6 protein-coding genes are annotated in these 12,056 nt (G+C 67.3%); 5 read left to right on the top strand and 1 reads right to left on the bottom strand.

All coding sequences use genetic code 11. The annotated features are described in order from the left end of the window. Positions 1-34: 34 nt before the first annotated feature. The 3 genes from CRO50_RS07595 (at position 35) to CRO50_RS07605 (ending at position 7,684) form a co-directional block, all read left to right on the top strand. Positions 35-3,430 carry a c-type cytochrome gene (locus CRO50_RS07595; protein ID WP_097145266.1) on the top strand — a complete coding sequence of 1,132 codons (3,396 nt, stop codon included), beginning with the start codon at positions 35-37 and terminating at the stop codon, positions 3,428-3,430. 201 nt (positions 3,431-3,631) lie between these two features. Then, positions 3,632-6,226, top strand: coding sequence for a caspase family protein (locus CRO50_RS07600; protein ID WP_179747219.1), 2,595 nt, complete (start codon positions 3,632-3,634; stop codon positions 6,224-6,226). Positions 6,227-6,337: 111 nt separating this feature from the next. Beyond that, positions 6,338-7,684: a hypothetical protein gene (locus CRO50_RS07605; protein WP_143516873.1), complete on the top strand. Its 1,347-nt coding sequence runs from the start codon at positions 6,338-6,340 to the stop codon at positions 7,682-7,684. Positions 7,685-7,782: 98 nt separating this feature from the next. Here CRO50_RS07605 and CRO50_RS07610 read toward each other — a convergent pair whose 3' ends face one another. Next, positions 7,783-9,015 (bottom strand): ferredoxin reductase family protein, encoded by a 1,233-nt coding sequence (locus tag CRO50_RS07610; protein WP_097145269.1) that lies wholly within the window; start codon positions 9,013-9,015, stop codon positions 7,783-7,785. A 665-nt stretch (positions 9,016-9,680) separates the two neighbouring features. On the opposite strand from CRO50_RS07610, the gene CRO50_RS07615 reads away from it, so the two are divergent. Next, positions 9,681-11,108 carry a circularly permuted type 2 ATP-grasp protein gene (locus CRO50_RS07615; protein WP_097145270.1) on the top strand — a complete coding sequence of 476 codons (1,428 nt, stop codon included), beginning with the start codon at positions 9,681-9,683 and terminating at the stop codon, positions 11,106-11,108. Between the two features lie 6 nt (positions 11,109-11,114). After that, a complete protein-coding gene (locus tag CRO50_RS07620) occupies positions 11,115-12,056 on the top strand; it encodes an alpha-E domain-containing protein (protein WP_097145271.1) in 942 nt (313 codons plus the stop codon).

Genomic DNA, 12,056 nt, shown 5'->3' on the forward strand with positions numbered 1-12,056 from the left:
TGACTGCGACTCGTTTCAATTGCCCGGTGTGATTATGCCAAGCTCGATTTCCAAGTCCCGGCCCCTTGCGGCCCTTTCCGCCGCCCTCGTCAGCCTTGCCGCCACGGCTGTGCCAGGGCTGGCAGAGCCCTATGAGCAAGGGGCGTTCGAGACCTACCAGCCTGATCTTTCGCGCGGCGAAAGGCTCTATCACCTGGGGGCCTGTGCCGCCTGCCACCAGGACCCAGCCGCAAGCGCCGGGGAAGAGCCGGTGCTGGCCGGGGGCATGAAGATTGATTCGCCCAATTACGGGGTGATCTCGGTGCCCAACATCACCGGCAGCGGTGCCGGAATAGGCGATTGGAGCCGGGCCGACTTCCTCAATGCCATGCTTTACGGGCAGTCGCCCGAGGGCGGCGATTACACCCCGCTCTTTCCCTATGAGTTCTACTCAGGGATGAAACCCGAGCACGTGCTGGACCTGTTTGAGTACATCAAGGCAGAGGCGCCGACGTCAGACCGCGCCTCGGAAGAACACGAGCTGACCCTGCGCTACATGCTGAAGCGCAAGAATCCCTGGCGCTATTCCTTCGAGCCCGCCTCCTACGAGGGGGCCGGCGACAACGAGCGTGATCCGCTGGCCTGGGGCGACTACCTGGTGAACTCGGTGGCGGCCTGCGGCGCCTGCCATACGCCGCGCAACTCGGCCTTCATCCTTGAGACCGACAAGGCGCTGACCGGCGGGATCTCGATCCTGGGCGAGGTCGCGGGCGATATCACCAAGGCGGCCGTCGGCGGGCTGGAGGTCGATGACTTCACCGACCATGTGCTGGGCGCGGGCAAGGGGCTGGACCTGGCGACCGCCATGGGCGGCTCGATGGCCCGCGTGGCCGCGTCGGTGGCCCAGGCCCCGGAAGAGGACCGGCAGGCGATCTACCAGTACCTGGCGGATGTCGAGGAACTGCCCAAGCCGGTGATCGAGATGGAATGCGCCGCGCCGACACCGCTGGTGCAGACCGCCTCGCCGGATCTGACGGCCAAGGTCGACGCCTATTTCAACAAGGAGTGCAAATCCTGCCACGCCCGCGGTGGCTCTGCCGCGGCGCAGGCGACGCTGGTCTCGGCGGCCAAGACCGCCGGTGACAGCGCGCTGGTGGTGCCCGGCGATCCCGGTGCCTCGGCGCTCTACAAGTCGCTGAACCGCATGCCGACCAGCCAGGCGGCCTCCGAGGCCGACAAGAAGCTCATCGCCGACTGGATCGAGAGCCTCGCGGTCAACAAGGAGCTGCTCACCGCAGAGGTGAAGGAGCCGCCGCGCGACGGCAGCCGCGGCTTCATGGGCTTTGACGCGCAGATCGCCGAGGTGCAGCAGCACCTGATCGGGCTGGACGAGATCGACCGCTCCTTCATCCGCTACTTCAGCTTCTCGCATCTTGAGAACGGCCAGCTGCCCTGCCAGTCGCTGGAGGATTTCCGCAGCCAGCACCTTGCGGGCTACGTGGCGGCGCTGAACAAGATGGTGAACTCGCTCAGCTGGGAGCCCCGCATCAAGCAGGTCGAGCCGATCCACGAGGGCGCCACGGTCTTCGCCATCGACCTGCGCGACTACGGCTGGACGCCCTTCATGTGGCAGGTGCTGGTCTCGGGGCAGATCCCCGGCCTCGACACGGCGCGCCCCTATCCCTACGGGCTGAACCCGCAGGGCTTCGAGGCCAATGCCAACCTGCGCCAGGTCGCCTCGATCACCGGCACCGGGGTGCCCGTGATGCGCGGCGACTGGTTCATCTCGAACGCCGGCCTGCCCTATAGCTACAAGTTCATGCTGGGCCTGCCCGACAACGTCCATCAGCTGGAAGAGACACGGCTGCGCGTCGACCGGGTGAACGACATCCGGAACTTCGAGGTGATGCGCGCGGGCTTCCTGGAAGGGGCCTCGGCGGTCAGCCAGAACAACCGCCTGATCGAGCGGCTGGAGCAGCCGACGGGCGGCTACTACTGGACCTCCTATGACTTTGACCGGGGCGTCGAGCCGCGCAAGCGGCTCAAGGAGACGCCGCTGGGACCGGCGGCGGCCTTCCCCGACATGCCGCATTTCGAAGAGGATGGCGGCGAGATGCTGTTCACCCTGCCCAACGGGATGCAGGGCTACTACCTGACCAATCCGACCGGGGATTACCTGGACAACGGACCGACGGCGGTGGTTTTCCTCAAGGACCCCAGCCCGATCTACGGCACCACGATCTCGAACGGGAAGGCCTGCATGGTCTGCCACACCCGCGGCCCCATCGAAGCCTATGACAACGTCCGCGCGGCGGTCGAGGCCACCGGCGCCGATATCCGGACGCTGAGCATGATCGAGCGGCTGCACCCCGACGACGACGTGCTGGAAGCCGCCTATGCCGAGGATACCGAGGTCTACCTCTCGGCCCTGGCGCGCGCGGGGGCCGACATGACCATCATGGAGGGGCCGGGCCGCTTCCACCCCGAGCCGGTCACCCATACCTCCTCGGTCTATGCCGAGAACCTCGACAAGGACCTGCTGGCGGCCGAATTCGGCCTGACCTGGGACGACTTCCAGGCCCGTATCATGAACCTGCCGCGCGGTGGCGAGGCCTTTGCCCGCGTCTCGGGCTGGCTGGCCGAGATCGAGACCCGCGGCGAGATCGAGCGCCTGGATGTCGAACTGGCCTGGCAGCAGGTCGCCGCCGGGCTCTACCGCACCACGCCGCGCGAACATCCCAGTATCTTCCAGGGCGATCTCAGGGACCACCTGCAGCTCAATGTGCCCGGCGGGACCAACTTCGTGCCGCGTCTGACACCTGCGGCGGGCGCGGGGTCCCTGGTGCAGGCCAGCGCCAGCCTGCCCGCCCCGGCCCCCAAGCCCGTGGCGCAGGACCGCCAGACCGTCCAGGCCTCCCCCGGTGCGCTGCAAAGCGGCCGTCCGGGCCTGACGGTGAATGTCGAGAACCTGCACCTGAAGGTCTGCGAAGGCGTGCGCTTCACCGTGCAGAGCGACCAGACCTGCCTGCTGGACGTGATCTATCCCGACAGCTCGGTCGGCACCTTCTTCCGGCTCTCGGAAGCGGCCATCGGCAACCCGATCCTGCAGGCCGGAGAGATCCGCCAGATCCCGCAGCCGGGCCGCGAACTGCAATCGCATACCCCCTCGACCGGGGTCGATATCGCGGTCAACTGCTACCCCGGCCTGACCAGCTACGACCAGCTTGGCACCGACCTGATGAAGACGCTGGAGGACTACCAGAAGTCCTCGCAGACCAAGAACTTCTCGGAAGTGGTCAGCACGGTGACCTCGCAGACCCTGGCGCCGGCGGCAGCCGGTGGTCATCCCGACCCGGTGGCGCAATCCAAGGTGCCGATCACCTCGGTGCTGCGCTTCACCATCGACGAGAACCGCGCCGCGCTGGATGCCGACGGGCTGTGCCTGCAATAGCGGCGAAGGCCCCCGGTTCCCTGGGCATCACCGCCGCAGCCGGGGGCTGCGGCGGGATTTGACCAGAAGGTGACTTCGGGGAAAGGTTGCGCTGGTATAGGTTTGCCCTGCCGCCGGGGGATGGCGGCAGGACCGACGAGACGGAAGACCCGACCCCGCATCCGGAGCTGCGGGCCAAGACCCTTGGGGAGAATGACGAAGATGACGAAGACGATCCGGCACCTGTGCCAGGAGGCCTCTGCCAGGGCCCTCGCTTCCGCCACCGCCGCGCTGCTGCTGCTTCTCGCCCTGATGCTGCCGGGCCCGGCACCGGCGCAGGACGTGGCCTTCAAGAACTTCTCGGAGGTGCGGGTCACGGGCCCGGTCAATCGCCAGAGCAGCACCGACAATTACGCCCTGATCATCTACAATGCGAATTACGAGGACGACGCGATCAGCGACCTCGCGGTGACCGAGCTCGACGCCCGCGCCATGGCCAGGCTGTTCCAGGACATGGGCTATCCCGAGGACAACATCATGGTTGTCGGCGATGGCACCAAGCGCGAGATCGAGGACCAGATCTTCTTCTTCACCGAGAAGCTCGACGCCGAGAGCTCGGTGGTGATCTACTACTCGGGCCATGGCATCACCTTCGACGGCGACCCGTCGAACTACATCGTGCCGGTGGACATGACCGCGCGCTCGCAGGGGGCCAACAAGTCGACCCGCGAGGCCTTCTTCAAGCGCCGGGCGGTCAACTTCAACCGCGACGTGCTGGGGGTGATCAAGGCTGCGGGCCCGAAGGGCGTGGTGGTCTTCTACGACGCCTGCCGCAACTCGCCGCTGGCGGGCTCCGATCCGACCAAGGCCGTGGGCCAGGAGCAGGGCTTCGTGCCGGCCAAGGTCGAGGGCACGGCGATCTTCTATTCCGCCCGCAACGGCGAGACCTCCCTCGCGGCGCTCTCCAACGACGACGAGGTCAAGCTCTCGGTCTATACCCGCGTGCTGATCACCCAGCTCTCGCGCAACCCCTCGATCCGCCTGTCGGACCTGCACCGAGAGCTGCAATCCTCGGTCGCCCGCATGGCGCGCAACAAGCCCGGCGGCTCGCACAGCCAGAACCCGGTGATGGAGAACGGCCTTGATTACTCGCGCTCGGAACGCAACGAGTTCTGCCTGGCGCTGGCCGATGTGAACGGGGTGCAGGGCTGCACCGGCCCCGATGGGGTGCCCGAGCCGATCGCGCCGGGCGAGCTGTCGCAGGTCTGCACCGAGGCGCCGATCCGGGGCCGCGTGGGGCTCATCCCGACCATCGCCCAGGCGCGCGAGGAACGCGACCGCTACATCCAGTGCGACGACCTGCGCGAAGAGATCAACGCCCGCATCGCCGATCTGTCCTGGGAAGAGACCAAGGCGCAGAACACCTGCGCCTCCTACCGCGCCTACCTGCAGTTCCACCCGGCCAGCATCCATGCCGACATGGCCCGCCAGAAAGAGGCCGAGGCCTGCCGCCAGCTCAGCCAGGCCGAGCTGCGCGGCCATGTCGTCAACTGCGAGACCACCGCCGCCCGGTTGGGCTTCGCCAATTTCGCCTCGGACGGCGCCGCGCTCGAGCAGGCCTCGCAGAGCTGCGCCATCGCCGCCACCGATCCCACGGTCGACAACCGCCAGATCAGCTTCCACCACGCGGTGATCATGCTGGCGCAGGGCCAGAGCGAACGGGCGCTGGACGCGCTCAAGTTCGCCGCCGGCACGGTGCCCGCGGCGGCGCTGAAGCTGGGCGATACGCTCTCGTCCGAGGATATCCCGTTGCCGCAGCGCGACCTGGCAGAGGCGCTCTTCTGGTACGAACGGGCGGCCTCGTCCTCCTCCGTCTCGGCCACCGACCAGCGGCGGGCACTTTTCCGCGTCGTCGAGCTGCAGAACGAGCTGGGCAACCCGGCGGCGGCGATGGATGCCTATACGCTGCTGATCCAGCGCGCCAACCAGACCCGCGAGATCATGGCGCACCTGCGGCAGTTCCCCGAGGGGCTGCCGGGCAAGCTCTCGCCTTCCGATGTCTATGACCTGCTGTTCTTCCGCTTCCCCGAGGGCGCGCTGGCCTACCAGATCGGCGAGGCTTGGGAAACGGGCGTGCATGGCGGTGCCAACCTCGAGCTGGCGCGCGTCTGGTACACCCGTGCCGTCGAACGCGGCTATACGCGGGCGGAAGAGAAACTCTCGGGCTCATCGGTCACGGGCGGGGCCGATGACTCGCAGCTCTGGGATGCGCTGCTTGACTGCCTTGAGCAATCCGATCGTGCGCTCAGCCCCGAGGCCAAGCTGGAGCGCGGCATCGACTGCACCGATGACTATCTCGCCCGCGCCCGCAGCGACAATCCCGACCGGCCCCAGGTCGAGGAACACCGCGAGGCGCTTCAGGCCGAGCTGGCCAGCTACCAGAGCAGCAGCGGCGGCGGCGGCCTCGACCGCTTCCTGCCCGGTGGCCAGCCCGAGGTCCCGGCGGACCCCTGGCAGACGCGCAACGGCACCTATTCGGGCCTGCGCGGCTATACCGACGGCGGGCGGCGCAGCCCCAATGCCGAATGTCTGAACCAGTACAGCTTCACCGCCACGGTCGAGAACGGCACGATCCGCTTCTGGTCGGACAACCGCAACTTCACCGGCCAGGTCGATCTCGAGGGCAATATCTCGCTGGATCGCAGCGGCCTGTCCCCGAGCTCGAAGACCGAATTCTGGATACGCGGCCATGTCAGCAATGCGCGGATGTTCTCCGGCTACTGCGGTAACGGGTATTTCCAGCTTACCGGCTACTGACCGGCCCTGTAGTCTGGGCGGAAAGGCCCATGGTCCTGGCCCTTCGGGGGGCGGGGCAGGGCAGAGGATCAAGCGGCCCGCAGTGGCCCGCAGAGCAGAAAGCGAGGGCCCATGACGAGGCTTTACAAAGAGGTCCGGGCGCGGCGGGCAGTGTCGCGGCTGGCCCCCGTCGCGGTGCTGGCGCTTGGCCTGCCAGCCCTGCTTGCCGATGCCGCCCATGCCCAGGCCGCGCCAGAGGTGACGGTGGCCCCGCTGCCCGAGGCCCAGGTCGAGGCGCAGCCGGGTTTCTCGCTGCTGGCTCCGCCACAAAGCCTGCGCCCGCAGGACCGGCCCGAGGGTCTCGCCCGTCCCGAGGCCCTGGCCCGCGCAGACGAGATCCCCGCCCGTCCCCAGGACCCCGAGACGCGGATGATTGCCCGCGCGGTGATCGGCATGCTCTCGAGCACCGACAGCGAACGCGCCTCGGAAATCGACATGGCGCTGGCCTCGGCCGCCGCGCTCACGCCTGAGCCGGAGCGCGCGCTGATCAGCTTCCTGCCGGGCGGAGAAGAGGCCCTGGCCTCGGCGCCCGATGGCTCGCTCAGGCCCCGCGCGCGCCCCGAGGGGCTGGCCCCGGCAGCTTCCCCGGTGGCCTGGTACGACACGCCCGACCAGCCCTGCGCGGCGGCAGAGGGCTTTCCCGATCCCGATATCCGGCGCAACGCCGCGAGTTTCGCCGCCGACGGAGATCTCTGCATCACCCGGCAGGGCTTCTCGGAGCATGGGCGTGACTGGCAGCTGACCGTGGTGCGCAACCTCTCGACCCGGCGCGGCCCGGTCTGGGCGGTGCTGCACGACAACGAGAACGCGGCCTTCGACGCGGCGCTCTACGCGGTCAGCAAGTACGGCGGCGCGCTGGTGGCGGTGGAGGCGGGCGAGAACCGCAGCTTCATGGGGCAGGACCCCAACCGCAACTTCGCGCTCACCGCCGCGACGGCGGCCACCTGTCGGGACATCTCGCAGAAGCCGACGCCGGGGTTCACCAATGCGATCAGCGGTTTCTTCTCGCAGCGCTACCCGGTGCTGACCCTGCACAACAACGACGACGGCTATTCGGGCGCAGGCGGGGCGGGGACGATCTCGGCCCGGCGCAGCTCGGCCTCGATGACGGGGCTGATGACGCCCAACCCGGTGCCCGGCCTCTCGGACGAGGACAACGCCATCCTGCTCGCGGGGGCCCAGCCTCTCGATCAGAACCGCTCTGCCCGCAAGGCCGTGCAGGCCTTCCATGGCGCCGGGGTGAACGTGATCTACGAACACGTCCGGCCCGAGCGCAACGATTGCTCCTTCTCCTTCTTCACCACGATGTCGGGGCTGGGGGAATACTACAATATCGAGGCCCAGCATGGCGCGCTTCAAGCGCAGAAGGCCATGGTCGACGTGCTGATGTCCTACCTGCGCATCGCCTCTCTCTGGTAGGTGCCGGCCCTTGGCGGACGTCCGGGTGACGTAGCCCCGGAACGGCCCCCGAGGGGGCCGGGCGCGGCCCCGTCTGATCGAGGGGCCGCCGGGGCGTATCAGAACTCGAAGTACTCGAAGTGCAGCTTGCGGCCGAATTGCTTCTTCAGCATGTCGCGCACCACCGGCGGGCCGCAGAAGAGCACCGCCTTCACGTCGCGCGGCCCGGCCTCGGGGCCTTTCCAGCGGCCCTTTTCCTTGGACGGATGCAGGGTGAAGGAGAAATTCTTCACCCGCGCCGCCGCCGCCTCGAATTCCTCCAGCGCCACGGCCTCCTCGGGGGTGCGCACCAGGTAGATCATCTCGACCTCGCAGCCCAGGTCATCGGGCAGGGAGCGCACGAAGGACAGGAAGGGCGTGACGCCGATCCCGGCCGCGATCCACAGCTGACGGCCCGAGCGCGGGTAGCGGAACCCGCCATAGGGGCCCTCGACCGACAGCCGGTCTCCGACCTGCAGCTCGGACAGCCGCCTGGTGAAATCGCCGAGCGCCTTGATGTTGAAGCGGATCTCGCCATCGTCGCGCTCTCCGCCCGAGATCGAGAAGGGGTGCTTTTCGCGCAGCCCGTCGCGGTGGGCGCGGATGAAGGCGAACTGCCCGGCGCGATGGCGCAGGCGGCGGTCGCCCAGGGGGCGTGCGGTGATGCCGGTGATATCGCCCTGGCGCTCGACCGAGACCACCTCGTAGCGCTTTGCCCCGAAGCTGCGCCAGAGGAAGGCGAGAAGCCACAGCACACCGCAGACCAGCCCCAGGGCGGCGAAGATCTCGGCCAGCATCTGGTAGTCGGTGGGCATCTTCAGGTTGAAGGCCAGATGGTAGCTCGCCGCGGCCCAGGGCACGAGCATGATGTAATGGGTCAGCTTCCACCAGTGATAGGGCAGGGACCAGCCGCGAAAGCTCTTGCGGCGCAGGTAGCTGACCACGCCCAGCACGATCAGGAAGTTGAAGGCGATCTCGCCCGCCTCGATGGCCGCCTTGCAGCTGTCGTCACAGGGATAGAGCTTGCCCGAGAACTCGGGCGGCGACAGCCAGTGCGCCACGGCCGCCGCCATGGCCAGATAGCCGAAGGCGCGGTGCTGCAGGAACATCTTGTCCATGCCGCCGAAGAGCCTTTCGATCACGCGCAGCCGCGCGCCCAGCAGGATGTTCAGCGAGATCGCGGCATAGGCGACCAGGCCCGCGTAGATCGCCCCGATGGCGCCGATGTCGCCGGTCGGATTGATCGCCAGCAGCACGATGCCGACAGCGATCACCAGCCCGGCCTGGGGCAGGTAACGGGTTGCTTTGTCCATGGCGCGAATGTCCTTCCGGCTGTTCTGTCCCGCCCCCGGTCCCCGGGGGGCGGGCTCAGGATAGGCAGAGCCCCGGCCCTCGGGCAAAGCTTTTCGACCCGGTGCGGGTGTCAAAACCCGTCATGGAACGTGGGGATGTCACCTGCCTCGAAGTGCAGCGGAGCGGCTGCCGCCTGTCGGTGGCAAAAGCAGACCCCGCGGCGCAGGCGTCAGGCGGGTGGGAACGGCCCGCGACCACGCGCGCGGGCGCAGGATCTGCCGCCGCCGGTCCGCAAGCCTTGACCTTTGACGCCAAAACGCGCCTCCTTTGGGAAACCATGCGCCGCGGGGAGGGTGGCGTGGACGCGGGAGGGGCAACGGGGGACCGGGGCCCGCCCCGGAGAGCCAGCGCCTGAGTTTTGTGCAGTAGCCCGGATTCCGACCTTTCGCGGCGCAGGCGGTGGCGCAGCGCCTCTCGCATCCCCGCCGGGGCTCTGCGAGGATCGGTGACCGAGGGCGCCAGTTTGCAGCGCCGCCCGGCACGCCGGACCTGCGGCTCGCTGCGGAAGTGCTTCGGAACGCCCAGCGGGCGGTGCGGGCGACAGACAGGGAAAGCGGTGCCGGCGGGCGACGGGCCTGCCGGGCCAGGAATGAACGAGAGGGGCCGTCAGAGCCCGAGGGAGACCATGACCGACACTCGGTTCTTCAACGAGATGGAAGCCGGCGAAGGTGCGCCAAGGGCGCCCTATGCCGATTACGCCAATTGGTTTTCCGGCGAAGATCCCAAGGATCTGCTGCGAAAATCCGCCGAGGCCGAAACCTTCTTCCGGCGCATCGGCATCACCTTCAACGTCTATGGCCAGAAGGACGCGCAGGAACGCCTGATCCCCTTCGACATCGTGCCCCGCATCATCTCGGGTGCGGAATGGCGGGTGCTGGAAAAGGGCATCGAGCAGCGGGTCCGGGCGCTCAATGCCTTCCTTGCCGATATCTACGGCGGCCAGGAGATCCTGCGGTCGGGCCGTCTGCCGACCGAGCTCATCGCCAAGAACGATGCCTTCCTGCCGCAGATGGTGGGGATGGTGCCTCCGGGCGGGGTCTATACCCATATCGTCGGCACCGACCTGGTGCGCACCGGCGAGAACGAATTCTACGTGCTCGAGGACAACGCCCGCACGCCCTCCGGTGTCAGCTACATGCTGGAAAACCGCGAGACGATGCTGCAGATGTTCCCCGAGCTCTTCACCAAGATGAAGGTGCGCCCGGTCTCGTCCTACCCGGCCGAGCTGCGCCGCTCGCTGTCGGATTGCGCGCCGCCCAACTTCGACGGCACCAAGCCGCGGGTGGCGATCCTGACGCCGGGCATCCACAACTCGGCCTATTTCGAGCACAGCTTCCTGGCCGACCAGATGGGCGCCGAGCTGGTGGAAAGCAGCGATCTGAAGGTCGTCGACGGCAAGGTGCAGATGCGCACCACGAAGGGCTACAAGCCCATCGACGTGGTCTATCGCCGGGTCGATGACGATTACCTCGATCCGCTCAGCTTCAACCCCGAAAGCATGCTGGGCGTTCCGGGGATCATGGATGTCTACCGCGCCGGCAATATCACCATCGCCAACGCGCCGGGCACCGGCATCGCCGACGACAAGGCGCTTTACAGCTACATGCCCGATATCGTCGAGTTCTACACCGGCGAGAAGGCGATCCTGAAGAACGTGCCGACCTGGCGCTGCTCGGAAGAGGACAGCCTGAAATACGTGCTCGACAACCTCAAGGACCTCGTCGTCAAGGAGGTCCACGGCTCGGGCGGCTACGGCATGCTGGTGGGGCCGGCGGCCTCGAAGAAGGAGCTGTCGGAGTTCGAGGCCAAGCTGCGCGCCAAGCCCGACAACTACGTGGCGCAGCCGACGCTTGCGCTGTCGACGGTGCCGATCATGACCAAGAAGGGGCTGGCGCCGCGCCATGTGGACCTGCGGCCCTTCGTGCTGGTCTCGCCCAACAGGGTGCATATGACGGCGGGGGGCCTGACGCGCGTGGCGCTGAAGGAAGGCTCGCTGGTGGTGAACTCGTCGCAGGGCGGCGGCACCAAGGATACCTGGGTTCTGGGGGACTGACGACTTATGCTTGGACGCACCGCAGGCGGACTCTTCTGGATGTTCCGCTATCTTGAACGCAGCGAAAACACCGCGCGTCTCCTCGAGACCGGGTTCCGCATCGCCCTGACCGCACAGGACAACAGCGAAAGCGAATGGGAAAGCATCGTCACCACCGCCGGTGCGCGCGAGGCCTTCGTCGAGAAATACGACGAATTCGACCAGGCCAACGTGACGAACTTCCTGCTGCGAGACCGTGACAATCCCTCTTCGGTGCTCAGCTGCATCGAGGCGGCGCGCTCGAACGGGCGCATGGTGCGCACCGCGCTCTCGACCGAGGTCTGGGAAGCGGTGAACGAGGCCTGGATGACGCTGAAGGAACAGCTGCGCCGCCCGGTTTCGGTGAAGAACCTGGCCGAGGTGCTGACCTCGGTGCGCCAGCATTCCAGCCTGGTGCGCGGGGCGCTGCATGGCACCATGCTGCGCAACGACATCTTCGACTTCTGCCGGCTGGGCACCTTCGTCGAGCGCGCCGACAACACCTCGCGCATTCTCGACGTGAAATATTACGTGCTGCTGCCCTCGGCGGCCCATGTGGGCGGCTCGATGGACAACATCCAGTGGGAAACCATCCTGCGCTCGGTCTCGGCCTTCCGCAGCTTCCGCTGGCTGCACGAGGGCGATATCGGGCCGAAGACCATCGCCGATTTCCTGATCCTCGATCGCCGCATGCCGCGCAGCCTGGCCTTCTGCTACTCCAAGCTGGTCGGCAACCTGAATTACCTCAACGGGCCGGACGAACCCGAGATGCCCTGCCTGAGGATGGCCAACCAGACCCACGCACGCCTTTCGGGGCGGACCATCGACGATGTCTTCGACGAGGGTCTGCACGAATTCCTGAAAAGCGCCATTTCCGACACCGGCCGGCTGGCCAGCCAGGTCCAGGAAGATTTTCGTTTTTACGGGTAG

It is taken from the genome of Pseudooceanicola antarcticus (assembly GCF_900215355.1).
In the GTDB taxonomy this organism is placed as follows: domain Bacteria; phylum Pseudomonadota; class Alphaproteobacteria; order Rhodobacterales; family Rhodobacteraceae; genus Pseudooceanicola; species Pseudooceanicola antarcticus.